This window comes from Pigmentiphaga sp. GD03639 (assembly GCF_029845405.1).
Classification (GTDB): domain Bacteria; phylum Pseudomonadota; class Gammaproteobacteria; order Burkholderiales; family Burkholderiaceae_B; genus Pigmentiphaga; species Pigmentiphaga daeguensis.
Window position 1 is genome coordinate 86,942 of sequence record NZ_JAOCLR010000017.1, and the last position, 24,886, is coordinate 111,827.

Annotated in this window: 24 protein-coding genes; 13 read left to right on the plus strand and 11 right to left on the minus strand. The window is 69.2% G+C overall.

Translation table 11 applies throughout. The features are described 5' to 3' along the window. Window positions 1–89: 89 nt before the first annotated feature. The 3 genes from N5K27_RS18095 to N5K27_RS18105 all read left to right on the plus strand — a co-directional run bounded on the left by N5K27_RS18095 (window position 90) and on the right by N5K27_RS18105 (window position 2,302). On the plus strand, window positions 90–590 hold the full coding sequence (locus N5K27_RS18095) for an acyl-CoA thioesterase (RefSeq protein ID WP_087838073.1): 501 nt from the start codon (window positions 90–92) through the stop codon (window positions 588–590). An 86-nt stretch (window positions 591–676) separates the two neighbouring features. Next, window positions 677–1,627, plus strand: a complete 951-nt coding sequence (locus N5K27_RS18100; protein WP_087838072.1) for an aldo/keto reductase — start codon at window positions 677–679, stop codon at window positions 1,625–1,627. Between the two features lie 114 nt (window positions 1,628–1,741). After that, window positions 1,742–2,302: a hypothetical protein gene (locus N5K27_RS18105; protein WP_087838071.1), complete on the plus strand. Its 561-nt coding sequence runs from the start codon at window positions 1,742–1,744 to the stop codon at window positions 2,300–2,302. Here N5K27_RS18105 and N5K27_RS18110 read toward each other — a convergent pair. Together N5K27_RS18110 and N5K27_RS18115 are read right to left on the minus strand one after the other, a co-directional pair. Beyond that, the gene (locus tag N5K27_RS18110) at window positions 2,277–3,512 is read right to left on the minus strand and encodes a PepSY-associated TM helix domain-containing protein (protein ID WP_130357884.1); all 1,236 of its coding nucleotides are present in this window, start codon (window positions 3,510–3,512) and stop codon (window positions 2,277–2,279) included. The two genes, N5K27_RS18105 and N5K27_RS18110, sit on opposite strands and share 26 nt — an antisense overlap. A 107-nt stretch (window positions 3,513–3,619) precedes the next feature. Beyond that, a complete protein-coding gene (locus N5K27_RS18115) occupies window positions 3,620–4,822 on the minus strand; it encodes a 3-hydroxybenzoate 6-monooxygenase (protein WP_087838070.1) in 1,203 nt (400 codons plus the stop codon). A gap of 111 nt (window positions 4,823–4,933) precedes the next feature. On the opposite strand from N5K27_RS18115, the gene N5K27_RS18120 reads away from it, so the two are divergent. Continuing rightward, window positions 4,934–5,881, plus strand: a complete 948-nt coding sequence (locus N5K27_RS18120) for a LysR family transcriptional regulator (protein WP_087838069.1) — start codon at window positions 4,934–4,936, stop codon at window positions 5,879–5,881. On the opposite strand, the gene N5K27_RS18125 is transcribed toward N5K27_RS18120, so the two are convergent. Beyond that, complete coding sequence (locus tag N5K27_RS18125) at window positions 5,835–6,149, minus strand: 2Fe-2S iron-sulfur cluster-binding protein (RefSeq protein WP_087838068.1); 315 nt, start codon at window positions 6,147–6,149, stop codon at window positions 5,835–5,837. The genes N5K27_RS18120 and N5K27_RS18125 overlap by 47 nt on opposite strands. A gap of 188 nt (window positions 6,150–6,337) precedes the next feature. On the opposite strand from N5K27_RS18125, the gene N5K27_RS18130 reads away from it, so the two are divergent. Then, the gene (locus N5K27_RS18130) at window positions 6,338–8,038 is read left to right on the plus strand and encodes an ATP-binding protein (protein WP_087838067.1); all 1,701 of its coding nucleotides are present in this window, start codon (window positions 6,338–6,340) and stop codon (window positions 8,036–8,038) included. Here N5K27_RS18130 and N5K27_RS18135 read toward each other — a convergent pair. Genes N5K27_RS18135 through N5K27_RS18155 form a run of 5 tightly spaced genes read right to left on the minus strand, consistent with a single transcriptional unit; the run spans window position 8,035 to window position 13,138 of the window. Then, window positions 8,035–9,267, minus strand: coding sequence for a cystathionine gamma-synthase family protein (locus tag N5K27_RS18135; protein ID WP_087838066.1), 1,233 nt, complete (start codon window positions 9,265–9,267; stop codon window positions 8,035–8,037). The two genes, N5K27_RS18130 and N5K27_RS18135, sit on opposite strands and share 4 nt — an antisense overlap. Window positions 9,268–9,300: 33 nt before the next feature. Then, the gene (locus N5K27_RS18140) at window positions 9,301–10,260 is read right to left on the minus strand and encodes a LysR family transcriptional regulator (protein ID WP_279817936.1); all 960 of its coding nucleotides are present in this window, start codon (window positions 10,258–10,260) and stop codon (window positions 9,301–9,303) included. A gap of 36 nt (window positions 10,261–10,296) precedes the next feature. After that, window positions 10,297–11,073, minus strand: coding sequence for an aspartate/glutamate racemase family protein (locus tag N5K27_RS18145; protein ID WP_243724476.1), 777 nt, complete (start codon window positions 11,071–11,073; stop codon window positions 10,297–10,299). A gap of 25 nt (window positions 11,074–11,098) precedes the next feature. Further along, a complete protein-coding gene (locus N5K27_RS18150; RefSeq protein ID WP_087838063.1) occupies window positions 11,099–12,076 on the minus strand; it encodes a tripartite tricarboxylate transporter substrate binding protein in 978 nt (325 codons plus the stop codon). Window positions 12,077–12,100: 24 nt separating this feature from the next. Next, window positions 12,101–13,138: a glutamate cyclase domain-containing protein gene (locus tag N5K27_RS18155; RefSeq protein WP_132979523.1), complete on the minus strand. Its 1,038-nt coding sequence runs from the start codon at window positions 13,136–13,138 to the stop codon at window positions 12,101–12,103. 162 nt (window positions 13,139–13,300) lie between these two features. On the opposite strand from N5K27_RS18155, the gene N5K27_RS18160 reads away from it, so the two are divergent. The 6 genes from N5K27_RS18160 to N5K27_RS18185 all read left to right on the plus strand — a co-directional run bounded on the left by N5K27_RS18160 (window position 13,301) and on the right by N5K27_RS18185 (window position 19,325). After that, window positions 13,301–14,242 (plus strand): LysR substrate-binding domain-containing protein, encoded by a 942-nt coding sequence (locus N5K27_RS18160; RefSeq protein WP_176400684.1) that lies wholly within the window; start codon window positions 13,301–13,303, stop codon window positions 14,240–14,242. Between the two features lie 78 nt (window positions 14,243–14,320). Next, on the plus strand, window positions 14,321–15,289 hold the full coding sequence (locus tag N5K27_RS18165) for a tripartite tricarboxylate transporter substrate-binding protein (protein ID WP_279817941.1): 969 nt from the start codon (window positions 14,321–14,323) through the stop codon (window positions 15,287–15,289). A 44-nt stretch (window positions 15,290–15,333) separates the two neighbouring features. After that, window positions 15,334–16,005, plus strand: a complete 672-nt coding sequence (locus N5K27_RS18170) for a dienelactone hydrolase family protein (protein WP_279817943.1) — start codon at window positions 15,334–15,336, stop codon at window positions 16,003–16,005. Beyond that, window positions 16,002–17,330 carry a M28 family peptidase gene (locus N5K27_RS18175; RefSeq protein ID WP_279817944.1) on the plus strand — a complete coding sequence of 443 codons (1,329 nt, stop codon included), beginning with the start codon at window positions 16,002–16,004 and terminating at the stop codon, window positions 17,328–17,330. The genes N5K27_RS18170 and N5K27_RS18175 overlap by 4 nt, the downstream gene beginning before the upstream one ends. Continuing rightward, window positions 17,327–18,574: an FAD-dependent oxidoreductase gene (locus N5K27_RS18180; protein ID WP_087838057.1), complete on the plus strand. Its 1,248-nt coding sequence runs from the start codon at window positions 17,327–17,329 to the stop codon at window positions 18,572–18,574. Before N5K27_RS18175 ends, N5K27_RS18180 begins: the two co-directional genes overlap by 4 nt. A gap of 13 nt (window positions 18,575–18,587) precedes the next feature. Continuing rightward, on the plus strand, window positions 18,588–19,325 hold the full coding sequence (locus tag N5K27_RS18185; RefSeq protein ID WP_087838056.1) for a sulfite exporter TauE/SafE family protein: 738 nt from the start codon (window positions 18,588–18,590) through the stop codon (window positions 19,323–19,325). On the opposite strand, the gene N5K27_RS18190 is transcribed toward N5K27_RS18185, so the two are convergent. Next, complete coding sequence (locus N5K27_RS18190) at window positions 19,306–20,583, minus strand: cyclopropane-fatty-acyl-phospholipid synthase family protein (protein ID WP_279817946.1); 1,278 nt, start codon at window positions 20,581–20,583, stop codon at window positions 19,306–19,308. The genes N5K27_RS18185 and N5K27_RS18190 overlap by 20 nt on opposite strands. Before the next feature lie 112 nt (window positions 20,584–20,695). On the opposite strand from N5K27_RS18190, the gene N5K27_RS18195 reads away from it, so the two are divergent. Beyond that, complete coding sequence (locus N5K27_RS18195; RefSeq protein ID WP_087838054.1) at window positions 20,696–21,379, plus strand: Crp/Fnr family transcriptional regulator; 684 nt, start codon at window positions 20,696–20,698, stop codon at window positions 21,377–21,379. Here the strand turns inward: N5K27_RS18195 and N5K27_RS18200 are convergent. Further along, window positions 21,361–21,783, minus strand: coding sequence for a RidA family protein (locus N5K27_RS18200; RefSeq protein WP_087838053.1), 423 nt, complete (start codon window positions 21,781–21,783; stop codon window positions 21,361–21,363). The two genes, N5K27_RS18195 and N5K27_RS18200, sit on opposite strands and share 19 nt — an antisense overlap. Before the next feature lie 8 nt (window positions 21,784–21,791). Further along, window positions 21,792–22,760, minus strand: coding sequence for a tripartite tricarboxylate transporter substrate binding protein (locus N5K27_RS18205; protein ID WP_279817948.1), 969 nt, complete (start codon window positions 22,758–22,760; stop codon window positions 21,792–21,794). A gap of 173 nt (window positions 22,761–22,933) precedes the next feature. Between N5K27_RS18205 and betT the strand changes: the two genes are divergently transcribed. Continuing rightward, on the plus strand, window positions 22,934–24,883 hold the full coding sequence (betT, locus tag N5K27_RS18210; protein ID WP_087838051.1) for a choline BCCT transporter BetT: 1,950 nt from the start codon (window positions 22,934–22,936) through the stop codon (window positions 24,881–24,883). The last annotated feature ends 3 nt before the right edge of the window (window positions 24,884–24,886 follow it).

The window sequence follows — 24,886 nt, forward strand, 5'->3', positions numbered from 1 at the left end:
ATGGCGGAGGTCCATGTTAACGCCGCCGCGCGGGCCGCGTCCGCGCTGGCTACAATGGCGCTGCTTCATATTCGCGCAGAAGGTTCGCCATGAACGATTCCCAGCACAAGCTTTCCATGACGATCCTGATGACGCCCGACATGGCGAATTTCTCGGGCAACGTCCATGGCGGCACCATCCTCAAGTATCTCGACCAGGTCGCCTATGCCTGCGCCAGCCGCTACGCCGGGCGCTACGTGGTCACGCTGTCGGTCGATCAGGTCGTGTTCCGCCAGCCCATCCACGTGGGCGAACTGGTCACCTTCTACGCGGCGGTCAACTACACCGGGCGCACGTCCATGGAGATCGGCATCAAGGTGGTGACGGAAGATATCCGCAGCAAGACCGTGCGCCACGCCAACAGCTGCTATTTCACGATGGTCGCGGTGGGCGACGACGGCGTGCCGGTACCGGTGCCCCCGCTCGAACCGCAGGACGAGGAAGAGCGCCAGCGCTGCGAGGCGGCGCTGCTGCGGCGCGAGCTGCGGCAGGAAATGGAAAGGCGGCATCAACTGATCAAGGAACGCACCACGCAGGCGGGCGGCGCGTGAACTAGCTCATGCGTGGCGGCTATTTGGTCGGGAGGCCGGAATCTCCTACTATTTTCGATTCCGTTTCCCTTCCGCACGAGGCAGCCATGACCTATCGACCGCTCGGCACCACCGGCCTGCAGGTATTCCCCATTGCCTTCGGCGGCAACGTATTCGGCTGGACCCTGGACGAGGCCGCGTCGTTCGGCATCCTGGATGCGCTGGCCGACCGGGGCATGAACTTCATCGATACCGCCGACGCCTATTCGCGCTGGGTACCCGGCAACCAGGGCGGCGAATCGGAAACCATCATCGGCAACTGGTTCAAGCGCAGCGGCAAGCGCGATCGCGTGATCCTGGCCACCAAGGTGGGCAAGCCCGCGCTGGGCAATCCGGGCGGGCTGTCGGCCGCGTACATAGAAAAGGCGGTGGAAGGTTCGCTGCGCCGCCTGCGGACCGACTACATCGATCTGTACCAGGCCCATGACGACGATGCGGCGACGCCGCTGGAGGAAAGCCTGGCGGCCTTCGACCGGCTGGTGAAGGCCGGCAAGGTCCGCGCGATCGGTGCGTCCAACTACACCGCCGCCCGCTTCCAGGAGGCCCTGGACGTGAGCCGTGCCAACGGTTTTGCCGCCTATGCCACGCTGCAGCCCGAGTACAACCTGATCGAGCGCCAGGCGTTCGAGACGGAACTGGCGCCGGTGGCGCTGCGCAATCAGGTGGCCGTCATCAACTATTACGCGCTGGCCAGCGGTTTCCTGAGCGGCAAGTATCGCACCGCCGCCGACCTCGAAGGCAAGGCGCGCGGCAGCCGGGTGGGCACGTACCTGAACGAGCGCGGCCTGCGCATCCTGGAGGCCCTGGACCAGGTGGCCCAGCGGCATGGCTCGACCCCGGCGGCCGTGGCGCTGGCCTGGCTGCTGCACCAGCCCGCGGTCACGGCGCCCATCGCCAGCGCCACCTCGGCCGCCCAGCTCGATTCGCTGCAGGCTGCCGCCACGCTGGCACTGGACGCGGAATCGCTGGACCTGCTTTCGAAGGCTAGCGCCTACTAGCGGTAAAAACCTTGGCCGGCGTGGCTGCGCCGGCCAGTGTGTTGCACATTGTTTGCAGTGGGATGGATCGCTCTTCCGTAGACTCGCCCCAAGCTTGTCTCTGCGAGCACTTCCATGACCGAACTTACCGGCGAGCTGTCCGAGCGCCGCGCGGCGGGGCCGCTGTGCGACCTGGGGCGCGTGATCCAGTCAGCCGTGGAGGACTACGACCTCTCGCCGGACGGCAACGTCCGGTACGTGGAGGCCGATGTACCCGACCATCCGCTGCTGGTGGCCGGCTCCGCCGACCATGTCTGCGCGCTGATCGACTCCGCCATCGCCTGCATCGCCAGCCGTCCCGGCATTAACCGGCGCATCGTGGTCGGCGCGCGGCTGGACCTGGATCGCGTGCAGTTGCGGGTCGGCCATGGCAACGGCGCCAGCGGCCACACCTCCGTGCCGGTCTCGCTGGACGAGCTCCAGCCCTGGGGGCCGACGCGGGTCCGCGCCTCGTTCGCCAAGGAACGGGCGCGCATGCTGCGGCTGCTGGATGTGCTGGACGCGACGCTGGTGATAGGCGTGGACGTCACCCTGGATGCGGCCGTCCTGTCCATCGCCTTTCCCGCCATCGGTGGCGGGCTTCGCCGCCGGCGACCCTACCCTGTGGCCGTCAAGACAGGCCAGGCAAGTTCGTAGCCGCGGCGGGCCGCATGCGGGCCTGCGCCGCCCTGGCCGAGGCCATCCGGCCCTTGCGTTTCTTCGCCCAGATCACGACGCCCGTCACGCTCAGGATGGCCACCGACAGTCCCAGCAGCGACACGAAGATGCGTCCGGGAATGCCCAGAATGCGGCCGGAATGCAGCGGGAACTGGGCCTGCATGAACACGTCCCCGGCGCTGCCGGTGCCCGGGATGTGCTTGCCCAGCAGCGCTCCGTTCTTTTCGTCGAAGTAGAGCCAGCTGTTGCCGAGCCCGCCGTCGCCGTGGTCGTTGCCGGGTTCGTAGAAACCTACGCCATAGATGCCTTGCAGCGCGCCGTAGAACACGGCGCCGGCCGGTTCGGCGATGCCCAGGCGGCCGGCCTCGGCCCTGCCCAGCTCGACGATCCGCGTCCGGGTCAGCGTCGGCATGATGGGCTGGTCCAGCGGGCGCAGGGGGCGGGTCTCGAACGGCGTGGGCGTCAGCGGCGAGATCTGGTTGACCACCGGACGCACGACCTCGTTGCCCAGGTTGAGCGAGATCGAGGTCACCGCCAGCAGGAGCAGCAGCGCCCACAGCCAGACGCCGCCGGAGCGATGCACGTCGAAATTGAGCGCGTAGCCGCCCTTGCCGACGCGGAACGCGAACGATTTGCGCCAGGCGCGCCACGAGGGGAAGGACAGGTAGAGCGCGACGAAGCAGTCCAGGAACCAGGCGATGCTGACCAGCCCCATGAACCACATACCCAGTTCCACGCCCTTCACGTCGGGCAGGTGCATGGTGTAGTGCAGCTTGTACAGGAAAGGCAGCAGGTTCTCGCGGCTGAGCGAGATCGCACCCCATTCGCGCCGGCCCTGGACGTCGCCGGTGACCGGATCCAGCGCGACCTGGTTGAAGTCCAGCGGGAAGGCCTTGCCGGTGGCCGGGTCGATGCGGCCGGTGACGGAGACCAGCAGGGCGTGGCCGGGCTCGACCTCCAGCGGGCTGAAGGTGACCATCAGGCGCGGATCCTCGGCTTCCAGCCTGGCGATCAGGGTCTCGACCGGCAGCGGCTCGCCCTGCGTGGCGGGCTCGAACAGCTGCGGGTTCAGCCACGCGTCGAGCTCGTGGTCCCACGAGATGAAGGCGCCGGTCAGCCCGGCGATGAACAGGAAGGCGGCGACGCCCAGGCCCAACCAGCGGTGCAGCAGGACTCCGAATTTGCGCAACATGAGGCTAAGGTCGCGCCTGTGGAGAGGCCGCGATTCCCGGAATGTTGAAATTCCAGGAATGATAACGCGAATTAGTATTATTTGATGTATCGGCGGCCGGTCGGTTACACCAAGGGTTTCAGGCAGGTCTCCACGCGCCAGCCGTACAGCCACTGCATCGCGTCGTAGTACTGATCCTGGGTGCGGCCCACCCACAGCGAGTTGCGCACCAGGCGCTCGACGCCCTTGGCGTGGTAGAGCGTGCCCATGGCGCGGGTGGACAGCACCACGCGCGCGGTGCGGGTGATGCGGGAGTTCTCGTACAGCCGGAACGCCGCTTCCAGGTCGCCGCGGGCATGGCGCACCGCCGCGCCCAGCGTGGCGGCATCTTCCAGTGCCATGCAGGCGCCCTGTGCCAGGTACTGGGTCATGGGATGGGCGGCGTCGCCCAGCACCGTGGCGCGGCCCTGGCCCCAGCGCGGCTGCGGGTCGCGGTCGGCGGTGGCCCAGCGCTTCCAGGACGTGGGACGGTGCAGCATCTGGTGCGGACGGGGATGGATGCCCTCGAAGTAGGACAGCACTTCCTCCTTGCTGCCCTCGCGCACGCCCCAGACCTCGGGCTCGCGGCTGTGGAAGGTGACCACCAGGTTGTACTGGTGTCCGTTGCGCAGCGGATAGTGCACCAGGTGGCAGTTCGGGCCGGCCCACACCACCGGGGCGTTGATCTTGAGGTCGTCGGGCATGTCGGCCTCGTCCACCACGGCGCGGTAGACCACGTGGCCGGTCACCCGGGCCTCGTCGCCGATCAGCGTGTCGCGTATCACCGACTTCACGCCGTCGGCGCCCACCACGGCATCGGCCGTATGGCGGCCGCCCTGGTCGTCCACCACCGTGGCCTGGCCGTCGCCCAGTTCCAGGGCCTGCACGCGGGTGGAGGTCTTGAAGCGGATCAGCGGATGGACCTGCACCGCTTCCAGGATGGACAGGTGGATGTCGGCACGGTGGATGACGGCGTAGGGATTGCCGAAGCGCGCACGGAACGCCTCGCCCACCTCGAAGCCGCCGACCTCGGTGGCGTCGACCGCGTCCATCATGATCAGGCGCTCGGTGAAGACTGCGCGGCGCCGCGCGGCCTCGCCCACGCCCAGCGCGTCCAGCGCGGCGAAGGCGTTGGGGCCGAGCTGGATGCCGGCGCCGATCTCGCCTATGGTCGGGCTCTGCTCCAGCAGTTCGACCGACACGCCTTCCCTGGCCAGGGCCAGCGCGGCGGCCAGGCCGCCTATGCCGCCGCCCACCACGATGGCGGTCGCTTGGGTTCCGGTACTCATGGTGTCTCCTCGCGTGAAATCTGGCGCCATGTTAGTAAGCGGGTGCGCTTGACTCCATGGAGCGGTATCGATACGCTGGATCGAATTTATCGATATGGATCAATAAGAAAATTGGAGAATATCGATACGAAGCTGCTGCGCGTGTTCGACGAGATCCGCCGCACCGGCAGCGTCTCGGCCGCTGCCGAGCGCATGGGCATGAGCCAGTCGACGATGAGTTTTTTCCTGGCGAAACTGCGCGAACTGTTCGACGATCCGCTGTTCGTGCGCACCACCTCGGGCATGGAGCCCACGGCGCGCGCGCTGGAACTCGAAGGCCGCGTGGCCGCCGCGCTGGCCGCGATGCAGGCGCTGCTCGAGCCTGCCGTCTTCCTGCCGGCGGCCTCCGATCGCGTCTTCCGCCTGTGCATGACGGACATCAGCCACATCGTGCTGCTGCCGCGCATCGTCAACCGCCTGCGCGACGTGGCGCCCGCCGTGCGCATCGAGATCTTCCGTATCGGGCCCGACACCCCGGCGCGCATGGAAAGCGGCGAAGCCGACCTGTCCATAGGCTTCATGCCGCAGCTGGATGCCGGCTTCTACCGCCAGCGGCTGTTCGAGCAGGACTTCGTGTGCGTGGCGGGACCGCGCCATCCGCGCATCGGCCGCACCTTCACGCGTGCCGATTTCGCCCGCGAAGGCCACGTCGACGTCTCGCCCTCGACCACCAGCCAGTTGATCGTGGAGCAGGCCATCCGCCGTGCCGGGCTGGAGCGGCAGGTGGTGCTGCGGCTGCCCAGCTACCTGGGCCTGGCGGCAATCATCGCGCAGACCGACTTCGTCGCCACGGTGCCGAGCCTCCTGGGCGGGATCGTGGCGCGGCAGGAAGGGCTGCGCGTGCACGCGCCCCCCATTCCGATCGAGCGCTATGCGGTCAATCAGTACTGGCACGCGCGCTTCCACCGCGATCCCGGCCACGCCTGGCTGCGCCAGACCCTGGCCGAGCTGTTCATGGATACGGGCGTGGGCGTCAGCCCGCCGCGTCGGCGGTCTTCTCGGCGTGCGGGTTCACCATGACGATGGGCGAGGTGGCCACCGCCACGCAGGGCAGGATGAAGCCTTCCTGCTTTTCCTGCGCGCTCAGGCCCGGCCATTCGACCAGATAGCGGACGCTGCCGCTTTCCATGCGCGAAAAACAGGTCCGGCAGGTGCCGTTGCGGCAGATGGTGGGCAGCCGTATCCCGGCGCGCCGCGCGGCCTGGAACAGGCTCTCGTCCTCGCCGGCGGCGAAGGTCCATTGCTGCGGATCGAGGGTGACGGAATGGGTATCGGTGGGAGCGTTCACGGCGGATGGCGCAGGGCGGGGCGAGGCCCGATGGGCGGGATGCTAGCATCCCCGGCGCGGCCCGGCCGCCGGGCCGCGCCGGACTCACAAGGGTCATGCCTTGAAACACATGCTCCCCGAGGAGGCCACGCGCGCACGGGTACACTTCGCCATCGATGGCCAACCAGCGGATGGGAGCAACGACGCGTATGCAGCCGTGGGATATCGCGTCCTACAGGTTCCGGGGCCAGCGCCGCCTGGACGACCAGGCCGCCGCTGACGCCTTGCGGCGCAGCGAGGACCGCTACCGGCAATTGTTCGAATCCATCGACCAGGGATTCTGCGTCCTGCAGATGATCTTCGACAACGGCAAGCCGGTCGATTATCGCTTCCTTGAGATCAATCCCGCCTTCGAGGCCCACACCGGCCTGCGCCATGCGCTGGGCAAGCGCATGCGGGAGCTGTCTCCCGACCACGAGGAACACTGGTACCAGATCTATGGCGACGTCGCGCTGACCGGCCAGCCGGCGCGCTTCGAACATCATGCCGAAACGCTGGAGCGCTGGTTCGACGTCTATGCGTTCCGCCTGGGGGAACCCGACGAGGCGACCGTCGCCGTGCTGTTCAGCGACATCACCGAGCGCTACGTCATGGAAGCACAGCGCGAGCAGTTGCTGGAGGCCGAGCGCGCCGCCCGGCACGACGCCGAGGCCGCCACCCGCATGAAGGACGAATTCCTGGCCACGCTGTCGCACGAACTGCGCACGCCGCTGTCGGTCATCATCGGCTGGAGCCAGCTGCTGCTCAAGCGGGCGCCCGACAACGAGCAATTGCGCAAGGGCCTCTCGACCATATTGCAAAGCGCCCGCACCCAGGCCACGCTGATTTCCGACATGCTCGACATGAGCGCGATCTTCCTGGGCAAGATCAAGCTCGACCTGGAACCCCTGGATGGCTTCGAGCAGGTTGCGCGGGTCGTGCAGTCCAGCGAGCCGTCCATGCAGAGCAAGGGGATACGGCTGGAATTCCAGCACAGCTTCGAGGTTTGCCTGGTCCTGGCGGACCCCGCGCGATTGCAACAAATCTTTTGGAACCTGCTGTCCAACGCGATCAAGTTCACGCCGCCCAACGGCCGGATCAGCATCGCGGCTCGCCGTACCGATACGCGGTTCGAGATCTCGGTGGCCGACAGCGGCGTGGGCATCGAGCCCGATTTCCTGCCCCACCTGTTCGACCGCTTCCGCCAGGCCGACGGTTCGACCTCGCGGCGCTACGGCGGCCTGGGGCTGGGCCTGTCCATCGTCAAGCAGCTGGTGGAAATGCACGGCGGCGAAGTGTGGGCCGAGAGCGAGGGCATGAACCGCGGCGCCTGCTTCACGGTCAGCCTGCCCGTGTACCGGTCGCCGCTCATCGCTTCCGAGACCGGCGACATCCAGGGCGAGAAGGGGGACCTGCTGCATGCCGACAGCCTGGCGGGCCAGCTCATCCTGGCCGTGGAGGACCAGCCGGACATGCTGGAGTACCTGACCCACCTGCTGCGCGAGTACGGCGCCGAGGTCACGGGCGTGACCTCGGCCTACGCCGCGCTCGAGGAACTGGCCGAGCGCGGGGCCGGTTTCTATTCCGCGCTGGTGGCCGACATAGGCATGCCGGGCATGGATGGCTATCAGTTGATCGAGTCGGTGCGCAAGGGCATGGGCCTGGACGGCGCGGCCTTGCGCGCGGTGGCGGTGACCGCCCTGGCGCGCGAGGATGACCGCAGGCGGGCGCTCGCAAGCGGTTTCCAGGCCCACGTGACCAAGCCCTACCGGGCCGCGACGCTGATCGCGGCGATACGCGGCGTGAACGAAGACGCCGCGGGCCAGCGGCCCGTTCCTGGCGAGCCTCCTTTTAGCGGGACCAGGCCCTAGACGGCGTCGCAGGCCTGGGCGAAGTCGCCCAGCAGGTCCTCGGGATCCTCGATGCCGACCGAAACGCGTATCAGCGAATCGGCGATGTCCATCTCCCGCCGCCGCTCGGGGCCCATTTCCCAATAGATGGTCTGTGCCACCGGGATGGCCAGCGTGCGGTTGTCGCCCAGGTGGGTGGCCGAGATGACCACGCGCAACTGGTTCTGGAAATGCACCGGATCGATTCCGTCCAGCAGCTCGAAGGCCAGCAAGGCGCCGCCGCGCTTGAACAGGGCGCGCGCGCGCTCGTGCTGCGGGTGGTCGGGCAGGCTGGGGTGATAGACGCGCTTGACCTTGGGATGGGCGGCCAGTTGCGCGGCCAGCGCGGCGGCGGTCGAGCAGGCGCGCTCCATGCGCAGGCTGAGGGTCTCGGCGCCGGCCGCGATGCGGTGGGCGGCCTCCGAACCCAGGGTGGCGCCCATGTCGCGCAGGCCCTTCTTCTTGATCTGCTGCAGGCCCTGCATGGCCGGCTTGGTGTTGCGGTACGACGGGCTGATGTTGGGATAGGCGGTCCAGTCGAACAGCCCGGTGTCCGTGACCGCGCCGCCCAGCGCGTTGCCGTGGCCGCAGATGTACTTGGTGAGCGAGTTGATGCTCAGGTCGGCCTGGACCGCCTTGGGACGGAACAGGTAGGGCGAGGTCATGGTGTTGTCGACCACGTACAGCACGCCGCGGGCCTTGCACAGCACGCCGATCTCGGCCAGCGCGGCCACCTGCGTGCGGGGATTGGCGATGGTCTCGACGAACACCAGGCGGGTGTTGGGGCGCAGCGCCCGCTCGACGTTGGCGGCGTCGGTGGCATCGACGAAGTCGATTTCCACGCCCAGCCCCTTCATCGTCGCGAACAGGCTGTTGGTATTGCCGAACAGGAAGCCGCTGGAGACCACGTGGTCGCCTTCGCGCAGCAGAGTGGTCAGCACCGCGGCGATGGCGGCCATGCCGGTCGAGAAGGAGACGGTGCCGATGCCGTCCTCCATCTCGGTGATCTTGGCCTCGAGCGCGGCGGTGGTGGGGTTGCCCTGGCGGCCGTACGAGTATCCCGGATTGCGGCCCTGGAACACGTCGACCAGGGTTTGCGCGTCGCCATAGCCGAAGGCGGAGGCGGTGTGCATGGGTTTGTGCAGGGCGCCATGCTCGACCGAGCCGCGGCGGTCGCTATGCAGGATGCGGGTGGTGAAGCCTTCGGACATGATCTGGACTGGGACTATCTAGGGAGGGGGCCGTCATTTTAATCCTTGCCCGTCACGCGGCGGGCGGCGCGCAGGGATCCCGGCGCCCAGTTGCCCCAGCTTCTCCTGCACCACCTGCCCGAGCGCCCGGGTAAGCGCGGCGGCGGCATCCGGCCGGGGCACGTTGCGGCGGTAAACGGCCGAGAAGTCCAGCGATATCGTAGGGGTGAAGGGGCGGATGGCGACCTTGGGCGTGTGGTGGCCGATGACGGCGATGGGATCGATGACCGCGATCCCTATCCCGCGGCTCACATAGCCGATCACCGAGGACGAGTGCATGGTCTCGACGCGGATGTTGGGCCGTACCCCGGCCGCCAGCATCGCATTGTTGAGCTGGATGCGCTGGCGGCTCGCCTGGCCCAGCGCGACGAAGTCCTGGCCGTCGAGATCGTTGACCGTGACCCGTTTCTTGCGCGCGAGAGGATGGGCGGCAGGCATGACGCAGACCGCCTGGGTCGAGGGAAAGGGGTCGTGTTCCAGTCCGCTCGGATCGGGCGGCAGCGTGCCGAACACGATGTCCAGCTGCGCGTGGAGCAGCATGGAAACGAGGTTGATCGAGCTGTCGGGATGGACGGAAACGACGACGTCGGGGTGGTGCCGCAGCAGCAGGCCGATGGCCTCGGGCAGGCAATGCGAGGCGAGGTTCGGCATCGTCCCCACGTGCAGATAGCCGGCCGTCGACAGCCGGATCGCGCGCGCGGCCTCGCGGATCCGGTCGGCGCCCGAGAAGTGCCGTTCCACCTCGCTGTACAGCCGGACCGCCGCTTCGGTCGCAATGATCTGTATGCCCTGGCGCTGGAACAGCACCAGCCTGAGCTCGTGCTCGAGATCGTGGATCAGCCGCGAGACCGCGGGCTGCGAAATGGACATCGCGTGGCCGGCGGCCGTCATGCTGCCGGTCAGCATGACGGCGCGGAATGCTTCGAGCTGGCGGAAGTTCAGCGGGCGTGCCAAGGTGGCGATGCGGTTATCGATGCTCGGACGCGCCGATCATACTTCGAAGGCCGAATCGTCGATAGGCGCGAGGCACGATTCGAGCAGCCTTCCATGGCCCCCGATCGCATCGTTCAGCCCCAGGCGCCGCAGGCATGCCCAGAAGCAGGCCTGGTTGCTGGTGATGACGGGCTTGCCCAGGTCGCGTTCCAGGGCCGCCACCACGCCCAGCGAAGCCAGGTTGGTGCAGGAAATGAACACGGCGTCCGCCTCGGGGCGGTCGGCCAGGCGGGCCAGCCGGTAGAGGGCCTCGGGAGGGACCCGGCCGATGCCGCGGCGTTCCTCCTGCGTCTCTCCCAGTTCCAGGCCGTGCAGCGAGGCCACGCGGAAGCCGTACTCCTCCAGGAATTCCCGCTCGCGCCGGTTGACGAATTCCACGTAGGGCGTGGCCACGGCCACGTTGCGCACGCCCAGCGCCCGCAGCGCGGCGACCACGGCCCCCGAGGCGGCCAGCGCCGGCGCGCCTGCCCGCTGGCGTATGTCCGCCACGATCTCGGACATGGGGCACATGAACGACCCGGAGGTGCAGCCGTAGGCGACGATGTCGACCTCGGCCGTGGCCAGCTGGTCCGCAGCCGTCCGGGTCGCTTCGGCCATGGCGACGTAGGATTCCTGGGTCATGCTGCCCAGCAGCATGGCCCGGGCCGTGAACACTCCCACGCCCTCGGGCGCCATGCGCCAGAACTCGGGTTCGTTGATGGTGTTGGTGGATGGGACGATCAGGCCGATCTTCGCCTTCCAGCCATAGGGCGCGTACAGGGAAACGGCCTTCATGGACATGCTCCTTCTGGTTTCCGGGTCATTCGAGCCGTATCCCCATGCGGCGGATCAGATCTCCGTATTTCTTCTCCTCGGCCACCAGGGTCTGGCCCAGTTCGGCGGGCGTGCTGCCGACCACCTGCGCGCCGGCGTCCTCGAGGCGCTTGCGGACCTCCGGCAGGTTCAGTGCCGCGACGATCTCGCGATTGAGCTGGTCGATGCGGGCGGCAGGGGTGCCGGCGGGCGCCAGCACGGCGCCCCAGGACTCCGCGCGGAATCCGGGATAGCCGGCCTCGGCCACCGTGGGGATGTCCGGATACTTCGGGAGCCGTTCGGCGCCGGCGGCCAGGATCTTGAGGTTGCCCGCGGCCACGTGCGGCTGCACCGCGCCCAGCGTATCGAACACGATCTGCGTGCGGCCCGCGATGAGGTCCATGTGCGCCGCCGCGCTGCCCTTGTAGGGAACGTGGGTCATCTTGAGCCCGGCCAGGTCGGCGAACCACTGGCCGAAGACGTGGACGTTGCTGCCGTTGCCGGCCGAGGCGAAGGCGAGCTGGTTCGGCCGGGCGCGCACGTAGGCCACCAGTTCCGGCACGTTGTTCACCGGCAGCGAGGGCGAGGCCACCAGCACCATCGCGGTGCGCGTCGCCAGCGTGACGGGCGCGAAATCCTTGATGGGATCGAACGGCAGGTCGGGGATGAGGGCGCGGCCGAAGACGTGCGAGCTGACGACGTACACCAGCGTGTTGCCGTCGGGCGCGGCCTTGGCGACCTGGGCGGTGCCGATGGCGCCGTTGGCGCCCGGCTTGTTTTCCACCACCACGGGCTGGTGCAGCCGCGCGGCCAGGTGCTCGGACAACAGCCGCGCCGTGATGTCGGCCAGGCCGCCCGAGGCGTAGGGAACGACGATGCGCAGCGGCCGGCCGGAGGAGGCCGCGGGCGACTGGGCGTGGGCGGGGCCGAGCGCGCCCAGCGCGAGGGAAAGGCAGGCGGCGATGCGCCTGAACGAAGCGGACATGTCGGTTCTCCGAAGTAGGGAAATCTAGCGGTCGAGCGTGCCGTGGGACAGCCCGCGGTCGGGCGGCGCGATGTTGACGCGCACCATGTCGCGCAGAAGCTGGATGATCGCCATCGAACTCTCGCCCTCGGTGCCGTCGACGATGAAGCGCGAGGTGCAATAGCGCATCTCCCAGCCACCCGCGTCCAGGCAGGCGCGCAGGACGTCGCGTTCGATGGCCGGCGTATGCAGGACGTCGAGCCGGCGGCACAGGAAGGCCAGCATGGCGCAGAGGCCGTAGGCGCCCCAGTTGGAGATCGAGGCCGGCAGGAAGATGTCGGTGGCGACCGTGGTGGGCACGCCCACTCCCCCTTCGTACTGGCAACGCCGGCCGTAGGGGTGGAAGGACTTCATGAAGTCGAAGATCCGGCCAAAGCCGATCTCGTTGCCGTTGTCGCCGATGCCGATGGACAGGATCCCGCGCCGCGCGGCCTGCGTGAAGAGCGGCGAGAGGTCGACGCACTCCTGCGGCCGCACGCCCGTGGAATAGTGGATCAGCCCGTGCTCGTTGGGCCCCAGGCGTTCGATCGACACGATGGCCCGGGGCTGGCAGTCGTCCAGCAGCGCCGCGGCCCAGTCCGGTACTTCGTCCTGCCGTTCGGGCGAGGTGGACAGCGCCGCGCCCATCCGGCGGTCGCGGCACAGCGCGTAGTCGCGCACCATGATGCCCGCGGCCTGGCTGCTGGCCACGACCGGTGGGGCGTGGCAGGGTTCGGTCACGAACACCGGCACCGCCTGCAAGCCCCAGAACAGTGCATGGGCGAGGGCCGCCGCGCCGGGCGGGCCGTCGCTCTCGCCGTTGGGCGCCTCGGGCGCGTAGCCGGCGCCGGTCACGATCAGGACGCGGTCGCCGGGCCGCACGCGGTCGAACAGCGCCTGCGCGGCGCGCGCGCTGATCGGCCGTCCGCCGCCTTCGGCGCGCGCCCGGTCGTAGATCGGGCCGATGATGTTGTGGTTCATTGCGCGGTTGCGCATCTCGACCGTGACGAGGCGGTCGACGTACTCGCCGATGATGTCGGGCATCGGAGGCTCCCGGATGGCTCTGGATTAGACTGGAGCCATTCTGAGTCGTCTCGCGTCCGGGGGCATAATCGAATTCTCGGCGCGATCGATAAGCAAATGTTATGCGGCGCCGCGGCTGCGTTCGACGGCCCCGGGGCGGCTTTCCGGCTCGCGTCCTACACCATGAACATTCCTTCCATACCGGTCCTGCGCGCGTTCATCGAAGTCGCCCGCTGCAACAGCTTCACCCGCGCGGCCGATACGCTGTGCCTGACCCAGAGCGCCGTCAGCAAGCAGGTTCAGGCGCTGGAAGAGCAACTGGGCTGCCGGCTGTTCGTGCGTTCGGGAAAGCTGCTGGCGCTGACGCCCGCCGGCCACGCCTATCTTGCGCACGCCGGCGATGCGCTGGCCATGCTGCAGGAGGGCAGGGCGATCGCGCAGGAGGTAGCCGGGGAAAAGGCGCCCGCCACCGCGGTGGAGATATCCGCGTCCCCGGCCTTCGCGTCGTACTGGCTCATTCCCCGCCTGCCGGGATTCCGCGAGCGTGCGCCCGGCACGCGCCTGGCGGTCCGCCCGCGCCTGCCGGATTTCTCGCCGGTGACCGAGCGCTTCGACGTCGAGGTCCGGGTCGGCGCCGGACGATGGCCCGATGCCCGGGCGATCCGCCTGCTGGGGCGCGAAATGGCGCTGGTGGCCAGCCCCGATCTGCTGGGGGACACGCGCGCCACGCTGCGGCAGGTCCAGGCACTGCCCGCGCTGCACCGCGCGCAGCGGGGCTATGACTGGAGGGAATGGAGCGCGGCGGCGGCGCCCGCCTGGACGCCTCGCGCCGGCACCGGCCTGCTGTTCGAAGGGTTCTCGGTGCTGATCCCGGCGGTGGTGGCCGGGCTGGGCGTGGCGATATGCCCGCTGTTCCTGGTACTGGACCAGCTCGAAAGCGGCCGCCTGGTGCGGCCTCTGGGCGAATGCGTGCGGACGCGATACGCCTATCACGCCGTGCTGCCCACCGGCGCCGGGCATGGCGCCGCCCGGGACCGGTTCCTGGACTGGATGCTGCCCGAAGCCGAAGCGACGCAGATGCGCATACAGAAGCATCTGGATTTGGGGTATTCCATGGCGGAATGAGGGTCCCGAAGTTTTCGTTTGACCCTCCCTGGAGCGGAACTTAATGTGGCGCCTCTCATTCTTCCAGGCGTCCGTGACATGCGCGTCCTTTCCATTCTCCGTCTTTGCATCGCGGGCGCGGCTGGCGCCGTGGCTGCCGCCCCCGCCCTGGCCGATTCCTATCCCTCCAGGCCCATCGAGTTCGTCGTGCCCTACGCGCCCGGCGGCGCCTCGGACATCGTCGTCCGGGCGCTGGCCCCGCAACTCCAGAAGCAGCTGGGCGTATCGGTCGTCGTCATCAACCGCGCCGGCGCCAACACGGCAATCGCCGCCACGCAGCTGGCGCGATCCGCCCCGGACGGCTACACGATCATGCTGGCCGACGTGGCGCTGGTGCTCAACGCCGCGGTGCGCCAGACGTCGCCCGGCTACGACGTGGCCAAGGATTTCTCCACCATCGCCCAGGTGGGCTCCGCGCCGCTGGTGCTGTTCGTGCCGGCCTCGGGCGCGGCCGACCTGCCGTTGTTCCTCAAGCAGGCGCACGATCGCCCCGTGAACATCGCCAACGCCGGCCCCGGCTCGCTGGGCCACCTGGCGGCCGAACTGCTGCAGCTGCGCACCAAGACCACGCTGGTGAGCGTGCCGTATCGTGGATCGGGACCCGCCATGAACGAGACGATCGCCGGGCAGGTCGATGCCATCTTCACCAGCACCGCTTCCGGCATGCCGCTGGTCAAGAGCGGCCGCCTGCGGCCGCTGGCCGTCGCCTCGCCCGAGCCGTTGAAGGATTTTCCCGAGATTCCCACCTTCGACCGCCTCGGGGTGCAGGGCGTGCACGTCCTGAACTGGTGGGGCCTGATCGCGCCGGCGGGGCTGCCCGCCGACATCTCGGCCCGTATCGCGAAGGCGGTGACGGCGGCCATGCGCGATCCCGCCATCGTGGAACGCTTCGCGGCGCTGGGCATCTCGCCGTCGACGCGCGACGCGGCGGCCTTCGCCGGCCTGATGAGCAAGGAATTCGCCGCTTGGCGCGACGTGGCCACGCGGGCCGGTATCAAAGTGGATTGATGGACGGCACCAACAGGTGTTCGTGAGAACAAGGAGGATACAAGATGAGTGGTGAACGGATGCGCCTGACCGCGGCGGACGGTTTCGAATTCGACGGCTACGTGGCCCGGCCGGCGGGCACGCCCCGCGCCGGCGTCGTCATCCTGCCCGAGATCTTCGGCGTGAACAGCCACATACGCAGCGTGGCCGACCGCTATGCCGGATGGGGTTATCTCGCGATCGCGCCCAGTGTCTTCGACCGGGTGGAGCCCGGGCTGGACCTGGGCTACGGCGACGACGACGTCCGCAAGGGGCAGGCCCTGATGAAGCTGATCGACTGGAACGATGCGGTCAAGGACATCGAGGCTGCCGGCGCGTTCGCGGCCCAGGCGGGCAAGGTGGGCATCGTCGGCTTCTGCTGGGGCGGCACCGCGGCATGGGTGACGGCGGGGCGCGGCACGGGATTCGCGTGCGCGGTCTCGTACTACGGCAACGCCATTCCAACGGTGATCGAGCCGACGCCGCGCATCCCCATGATGCTGCATTGGGGCGAGCGCGATCACCTGGTGTCCAAGGAAAAAATGATGGAGCCGGGCCGGGCCGCGCCCGAGGTGGCCGTGCATTTCTATGCCACGGGGCATGGCTTCAACTGCGATCAGCGCGACCTCTACCACGCGGAATCGGCGGCCCTGGCACAGCAGCGTACGCTGAACTTCCTTGGCGAGCACCTGGCATGACGCGCGACGACATCGGCGCGCAGGCAGCCGAACAGGCGGCCTTCGACGAGGTCGCCGCGCGCCTTCGGCGGGACGAGGAGTTGTGGACCGATTTCCAGGCCCTGTGCCGGCATGGCGGACGCATGGCGGGCACCGCCAGCGAACGCGCCGCGCAGGATTGGTGCGAACAGCAATTGAGCGTTTTCGGAACGGTCGCGCGCGAGTCCACGCCTTACGCCGGGTGGCGGTGCGACCATGCGGTGCTGACGCGCCTGCCCGATGGCCGGCAACTGGAGGCCGTGCCGCTGCTGGGGACGGCGTTCACGCCGGAAGAGGGCATCGAACTGCCCGTGCTGGACCTGGGACGCGGAACGCCCGACATGATCACCGCCGCGGGCGACGCGGTGCGCGGGCACGCGGTGATGGTGCAGCACGAATACCCCTTTTCCACCCGGACGGTCCATCGCCGGGTCAAGCTGGCCGCGGCGCAGCAGGCGGGCGCCGCCGCGCTACTGGTCGTGCAGCCCGAGGCCGGAATAGGCCCGGTGTCGGGATCCTCGGGACGCGGGGGCGGGCCGGGCATCCCGGCCATGGGCATCTCGGCCGAGGCCGGGCTGGCGCTGCGGCAGCCCGGGGCGCGCGTCCGCCTGTGCATCGGCGGCGAAGACCTGCCGCAGGCGCGTACCGACACGCTGGTGCTCGACCTGCCGGCCGGGCAGGCCGCTCACCCGGACGAGCGCGTGGTGCTGTCCGCCCACATCGACGGCCATCCCCTGGCCGAGAGCGCCCTGGACAATGCGACCGGCGTGGCGGCGGCCATGGCGCTGGCCCGGGCGTTCGCGCCGCGGATGCACGTCATGCGCCGGGGCCTGACCGTGTGCCTGTTCAGCGCCGAGGAATGGGCGCTGAACGGCTCGCGCGAGTGGCTGGCGGCGCTGGCGCAAGCGCGGCGCGCGGCGATGGCGCTCAACGTCAATCTCGACTCGCTGGCGGGATCGCCGCGCCTGACCGCGCTGACGTCGGGCTTCGAACGGCTGGGCGGGTTCGCCCGGTCGGGGGCGTCGCTGGCCGGAGGCGACCTGGGCGTCCATCTGCCGCTCATGTCCAATAGCGACCACGCGAACTTCGCCGCCTGGGGCATTCCCGCGCTGCGCCTGATCGCCGGCTTCGACGAACCCGACAGCGCGCTGCGCCTGCTGCTGACGCCCGCCGATACGAGGGCGCTGGTGGACCAGGGCCATCTGCGCGGCGCCACGGTGCTGGCCGCGGGCGTGCTGTGGCGCGCGCTGCGCGCGGACAGCCTGGGCGGCTTACGCAACGAACCGGCGCCCGGAGGCGGCGCATGAGCGCATCGGCACGCGGTTCGATCGTGGTGCTGGGCGCGGGGCTGGTGGGCCTGGCTTGCGCCCATGCCCTGCAGCGCGACGGATACGACGTGACGGTCATCGATCGCGGCGGCGTGGGCGAGGGCGCGAGCTTCGGCAACGCCGCCCACATCGCCATCGCTTCCATCTTCCCGCAGGCCACGCCCGGCATACTGGGGCAGACGGTCCGGATGCTGCGCGATCCCCGGGGCCCGCTGATCGTGCGGCCCGGCTATGCCGCCCGGCATCTCCCGTGGTTCGCACGCTTCATCGCCCAGGGCACCGCCGAGCGCGCGCGCGTCGGGACCCATGCCACGGCCGCGATGCTGGCGCAGGCCTGGGAGGCCTGGCAGCCCGTGCTGGACGACATCGGCGGCAACGACCTGGTGCGCCGGTCCGGCGCCCTGCACGTGTTCGGGTCGCAGGCGGCGCTGCGCGCGGCACAGGGGGCCTACGAGCTGCGGCGCAGCCTGGGGGTCGCGTGCACGCCGCTCGACGTGGACGAGGCGCGGGCCATGGAGCCCGCGCTGACCGATCGCATCGGCGGCGCGATGTCGATACCGGGAATGGGATACGTCACCGATACACTGATGCTGGCCCGGCGCCTGGCCGCCCGGGTCGAGGCGCTGGGCGGGCGCATCGTGCGCGCCCAGGCCACCGGCATCGATGCCGGTGGCGTGCTGACCCGGGACGGGCGCCTGCGCGCCGACCGCGTGGTGCTGGCCGCCGGCGCCTGGTCCCACCGGCTGGCGCGGGGGCTGGGCGTGGACATTCCGCTGGTGGCCGAGCGCGGCTATCACGTCATGCTGGCGCCGGGCAGCAGTCCGCTGCGCATGCCGGTGCTGATGGTGGAACGCAAGGTCGCGCTGACGCCCATGGCGGCGGGCATCCGGATGGCGAGCGTCGCGGAATTCACGCACGCCGATGCTCCGGCCGATCACGTGCGCGCGGCGCCGGTGTTCGACGGACTCGAACGCTTCGTCCAGGGAGTGGATGCCGAACCGGTATCGAAATGGGTGGGGCCGCGCCCTTCCGTGCCCGACAGCCGTCCCATCCTGGGGACGGCCCCGGCCGCGCCCCACGTCCTGCTGGCCTACGGCCATGGCCATCTGGGCGTGACGCTGGCCGCGCTGACCGGACGCATCATCGCCGACGTGGCGAGCGGCCGCGACCCGCGCGTGGACATGCGCGCCGTCGCGCCGCTGCGCAGCCTGCGCCTCAGGTGATCCGGGGGGATACATGTCGGAACTGCTGCTGTTGGCGGCCGCCTTCGGCGCGGGCATGCTCAACGCCGCGGCGGGCGGGGGAAGCTTCCTCACGCTCCCGGCCCTGGTCTCCGTGGGCATGCCCGCGGCGGTTGCCAACGCCACCGGCACGCTGGCGCTGCTGCCCGGCTATGTGACCGGCGCCTGGGCGCTGCGGCGCGACATCGCGCGGTCGGAATCCGGCTCGCTCGCGGGCCTGTCGGGCATCGCGCTGGCGGGCGGGAGCGCGGGAGCACTGCTGTTGCTGTGGACCTCGGGCGCCGTCTTCCGGAACGTGGCGCCCTGGCTGCTGCTGTTCGCCACCGCCCTGTTCCTGTGCGCGCCCATCATGCTGAGGGCGGCGCGCGGGCGGATGTTGTCTTCCGGTGCGGCGGCGGCGGGCCTCTTCGCCGTCAGCCTGTATGGCGGCTACTTCAACGGCGGCGTGGGCATCATGCTGCTGGCCCTGTTCGGGATGTCCAAGCGCGGCGATTTCAGCGCCCTCAATGGGCTCAAGAACCTGCTGTCCGGCGTGCTGACCGTGGTGGCCGTCGTGGTCTACGTGGCCGGCGGGCTCGTGCAATGGCGCGAGGCGGGCGTGATGGCCGTGGGCGCGACGGTGGGCGGATTCGCGGGCGCACGGTTGGCGCGCCGCGTGCCCGCCGTCGTGATGCGGGCCATCGTGGTGCTGGTGGGCGTGTCGATGAGTGCGTTCATGTTCCTGAAGGCGTGAGGCCCGGCAGGACCGCGCGCGCCTCGGCTTCCCGCAGCCGGGCTTCCCGCTCGCCCACGTAGTCCCGCGTCAGCGGCACGCTTTCCTGGCGCCTGGCCAGTTGCACCTGGAAGATGGCGATGTCCTGGTAGCGGAACGCCGTCTCCGACATCGACAGGTAGTACTCCCACATGCGGGCGAAGCGTTCGTCGTACAGCGCCACGGCCTCGGCCCGGCGCGCCAGGAAGCGCTCGCGCCAGATGCGCAGCGTGCTGGCGTAGTGCAGGCGCAGCACCTCGATGTCGGTGACGACCAGGCCCGAGCGTTCGATGGCGGGCGTGAATTCCGACAGCGACGGGATGTGGCCGCCGGGAAAGATGTACTTCTCTATCCACGGATTGTTGAAGTCCGGGACGTCGGAGTTGCCGATGAAATGCAACAGCATCACGCCGTCGTCCGTCAGCAGTTCGTGGCATTTGCGGAAGAAGGCGTCGTGATAGCCCACGCCCACGTGCTCGAACATGCCCACCGACACGACACGGTCGAAGCGGCCGGGCGTCGCGCGGTAGTCCTCCAGGCGGTAGTCGTAGGCCTGGGGATGGGCGGTGCGGGCGGCCAGTTCGCGCGCGCCCTTCAGTTGTTCCTCGGACAGCGTGATGCCGGTGGCGTGCCCGGCGCCGGCGACCTCGACCAGGTAGCGCGTCAGGCCGCCCCAGCCGCAGCCGATGTCGAGCACGCGGTGGCCGGGCTCGACCAGCAGCTTGGCCGCGATGTGGCGCTGCTTGGCCCGCTGGGCCGATTCCAGGTCTTGCCCGGGGTGCTCGAAATAGGCGCAGGAATACTGCCGCTGCTCGTCCAGGAACAGCGAGTACAGGCGGTCGTCCAGGTCGTAGTGGTGGGCGACGTTGGCGCGCGCGCGGCCCGGGCGGTTGTTCTGCAGGAAGCGCCGTATCGACATGCGCATCGCGTCCAGCACGCGCACCATGACGCCGGGCCGCACCGCGTCGGCATCGCGCAGCAGCAGTTCCAGCACGTCGTAGATGCTGCCTTCGTCGACCACCAGCCGCTGGTCCATGAACAGCTCGCCCAAGCGCAGGTCGGGGTCCATCAGCAGCGCCAGCACGGCGCGGGTGTCGGTGAAGCGGATGGCGGCGCGCGGCAAGGTGCCGTCGCCGAAGGCCAGGCGGCGGCCGTCGGGCAGGGTGACATCCAGCGTGCCGCGCCGGACCAGGTCTTCCAGGGTATTGGCAAGCAAGCGTTCCGCGTACGTTTGAAGCATCGTGGTTTCCGCGATGGGTCGACAGGACAGGGTGCTGCTACGCGGCCAGTGTAATGAATCCCCGGGAACCGGGTGCGGTTGATTTTTCCGCGGGCGGCAAGAAGAATGCGCCATGGCATTGCCCCATACCGCCTTTTCGCTGTTGTTCGAGCGCCTGTCCGATACGCAGGCGCGGGCCGTGCTCGACCGCATGACGGCACGCGAACTGGCGCGCGGCCAGGGCCTGTTCGCGCAGGGGGATCCCAGCCCGCGCCTGTGGGTGATACGGGCGGGCCGGTTGCGCACCTATCATTTGGCGCCGTCGGGCGAGGAGTTCACGACCGCCGTCTGGACGTCCGGGCAGACCCTGGGGCTGCTGAGCACGCTGCTGGACCAGCCCCGCGCGATCTCGTGCGAGGCGCTGGAGCCGGCGTCGTTGCTGGCCATGGAGCGGGCAGACCTGCTTGCGCTGATGGAAGCCGTGCCTGTTTTCGCCATCAACGTGGCGCGCGTGGCCGCCATGCTGGCGACCCACAGCATCGCGCGAGCCGGCCCCAGGGTACTGGATTCGGCCACGGCGAAACTGGCGCGCATCCTGCATGATCTGGCGCTGGCCGATCCCGGCTACGACGGGCATGGCGCCGAGATAGCGGGCGTGACGCGCGCGGACCTGGCCAAGATGGCAGGCATCAGCCGCACCTGGGCCAGCCTGCGGCTGGCAGCCCTGGAGCGCGCGGGCCTGGTGCTGCGCAGGCGCGGCGGGCTGCGCGTGCCCGACGTGGCCAGGCTGGCCCGGCTTTATTCGGACGGGTACTGAGGCGGCAGCAGCGCCAGGCACTCGACCTCCAGCAGCAGGTCGGGCTTGGCCAGCGCGGCCACGCCCACCAGCGTGCTGGCCGGCGGCCGGTCCGCGTCCAGGTACGGTGCGCGCACGCGCCGTATGGTCGCCACCGCTTCCTCGGTCAGGTCGCGCACGAAGTAGTTGAGCTTGACCGCATAGGCCAGCGCCGAACCGGCGGCCTCGAGCGCCGTCGCCAGGTTCTCGAACACCTGCCGGGTCTGGGCGGCCAGGTCGCCCTTGCCGACGATGCTGCCGTCGGGCGCGTAGGCCACCTGGCCCGAGACGACGATCAGCCGGTCCACCGGGGCGATGGCGACGTGGGTGAAGCCGTTCGGGGCGGGCAGGCGGTCGGGATTGATGAACGAGACGTAGGGGTGCATGGCGGGCGTCAGTTGAGCGTGATCCGGGTGCGTTCGATGATACGGGCATACAGCTCGCGCTGGCGCGCGGCGAACTCGGCGAACCGGGCCGGCGTCGAGCCCGCGGGCTCGATGGCGGCCTGCTTCAGGGTCGCCGCGACGCCGGGGTCGGCCAGCGCTGCGCGCACGGCGGCGTTCAGGCGCTCGACTACCGGAGCCGGCGTGCCGGCGGGCGCGACGATGCCGAACCACGAATACAGGTCGACCTCGCCCGCACCCTGTTCCTGCGCGGTGCCGATCTCGGGCGCTAGCGGCGATCGTTTGGCGCTCAGGATGGCAAGGGCCTTGAGCTTGCCGGTGCGCACCTGCGGCAGCGTGGCGGCCAGCGTGTCCACCACCACGTCGACGTTGCCGCCCATCAGGTCCACCAGCGCCGGCGCGCTGCCCTTGTAGGGCACGTGCAGCAGGGTGGCCGACCGTTGCAGGCCTACCAGCTCCATGCCGATGTGGTTCGAGGTGCCGGCGCCCATGGAGCCATAGGCCAGGCCCTTGGGGCGCTCGCGCGCCTGGTCCAGCGCCTGGACCAGGGTGGTCCACGGGGCATCGGGGCGGGCGACCACCACGTTGGGCACGGTGCCCAGCAGCGAGACGTGGTCGAAGGAGTCGGTGGGCGAGTAGCCCACGTCCTTCATCAGCAGGGGATTGATCGCCAGGGTGGCGTTACTGGCAACCAGCAGCGTATAGCCGTCGGCCGGCGCCTTGGCCACCGATTGCGCGGCCACCACCGTGCCGGCGCCCGGGCGGTTGATGACGACCACCGCCTGGCCCAGTTGCCGGCTCATGCCGCCGGCCACGGTGCGGGCCAGCAGGTCGGTGGTGCCGCCCGCGGCGAAAGGAACGATCAGATTGATGGGGTGGGCCGGGAAATCGGCCGCCGCGGCCGGGGGCGTCGCGGCCAGGGCCAGCAGCGCGGCCAGTGCGGTACGCAGGATAGTCATCGCAAGTCTCCACCTTGAATGACGCCATTCTGCGGGGGGACCGCGGGGCTGTCGGTTAACTGGTTAACGCACGGCGTTTGCCTGGAAGGGGCCAGGGGTGAAAAAATGCGGGGCAGGCGATACCCGCCGCGCGCGTTCCTGGCGCGCGCATGCATGTTCAACGGGGAGTCCTCATGAAAACAACGATAGATCGCCCAGTGTTCTTCACCGCGGCCGCTTTCATCCTGGCGCTGGTGGTCTGCGCCGTCTCCGCCCCGCGCATCGTCGGGGACGTCTTCGACACGATACAGCGGTGGATACTGACCAACGCGAGCTGGTTCTACATCCTGGCGGTGGCCATCATCCTGCTGTCGGTCGTGTTCATGGCCGTGAGCCGCTACGGCAACATCAAGCTCGGTCCCGACCACAGCGAACCCGACTACCGGAACTTCACCTGGTTCGCGATGCTGTTCTCGGCCGGCATGGGCATAGGCCTGATGTTCTTCGGCGTGGCCGAGCCCGTCATGCACCTGGTGGCGCCGCCGGTGGGCGAGGCGGGCACGGTGGCGGCGGCCCGCGAGGCCATGAAGATCACCTTCTTCCACTGGGGACTGCATGCCTGGTCGCTGTACGCGGTGGTGGCGCTGGTCCTGGCCTATTTCAGCTACCGCCACAACCTGCCGCTTACGCTGCGGTCCGCGCTGTACCCCTTCATCGGCGACCGCATCCACGGTCCGCTGGGCAACGCGGTGGACATTTTCGCCATCATCAGCACCGTGTTCGGCGTCGCGACCTCGCTCGGGCTGGGGGTGGCGCAGATCAACAGCGGCCTGCACCATCTGTTCGGCACGCCCATCGGCACGGCCACCCAGATCATCCTGATCGCCATCGCATGCGGCCTGGCCACCCTGTCGGTGGCCAGCGGGCTGGATCGCGGCATCCGCATCCTGTCCGAGCTCAACCTGTACCTGGCCGTGATCCTGCTGCTGTTCGTGCTGGCCGTCGGACCGACCATCTTCCTGTTCCAGAGCTTCCTGCAGAACACCGGCGCCTATCTGTCGGACATCGTCGCCAAGACCTTCAACCTGTACGCCTACCGCCCCACGGACTGGATAGGCGGCTGGACGCTGTTCTACTGGGGCTGGTGGATCGCCTGGTCGCCGTTCGTGGGCCTGTTCATCGCCCGCATCTCGCGCGGCAGGACCATACGCGAATTCGTGATGGGCGTGCTGCTGGTGCCCACCGGCTTCACCTTCCTGTGGATGACGGTGTTCGGCGGCTCGGCCATCCATCTCGTGCTGTTCGAACACCTGGACAGCCTGGCCGACACCGTCAAGGCGGACAGTTCGCTGGCGCTCTTCGCCTTCCTTGAACACTATCCCTGGGGCCACGCGATCTCCATGCTGGCCATCGCGATGGTGGTGGTGTTCTTCGTGACCTCGGCCGATTCGGGGGCCCTGGTGGTGGACCTGCTGGCCTCGGGCGGCGCCGAGTCCACGCCGGTGTGGCAGCGCATCTTCTGGTCGGTGCTGACCGGCGTGGTGGCCGTGGCGCTGCTGCTGGCCGACGGGCTGCAGGCGCTGCAGACCGCGACCATCGCCAGCGCGCTGCCGTTCTCCATCGTGCTGCTGGCCTCGGTATGGGGGTTGTTCAAGGCCTTGAAGCTCGATGCCACCAAGCGCCGCATCCACCATCAGTCGCTGGCGCTTTCACGGCCGGCGGGTGGCGGCGAGCCGTGGGAATCGCGGCTGCGCAACATGGTCATGATGCCGCGCCGCGCCCATGTGCTGCGTTTCCTGTCGGACGTGGTGCGGCCGGCCATGGAGGCGGTGGTCGAGGAGTTGCAGAAGCTGGGCTACGAGGCGCGGGTGCGCGACGGCGAGGAAGGCGAGGTGGCGCTGGAGGTGGTGCACCAGGAGGCCCTGGATTTTTCCTACGCCGTGCGGCCGGAGTCCTTCGTGCGTCCCGGCCTGACCGCCGCCGAGGTGCGCGACGAAGAAGGGCGCAAGTACTTCCGGGCCGAGGTCCACCTGCGCGAGGGCGGCCAGGACTACGACATCATGGGGTGGAGCCGCGACGCCGTGATCGGCGACATCCTGGACCAGTACGAGCGCCACCGGCATTTCCTGCACGTGGCGCGCTAGCTG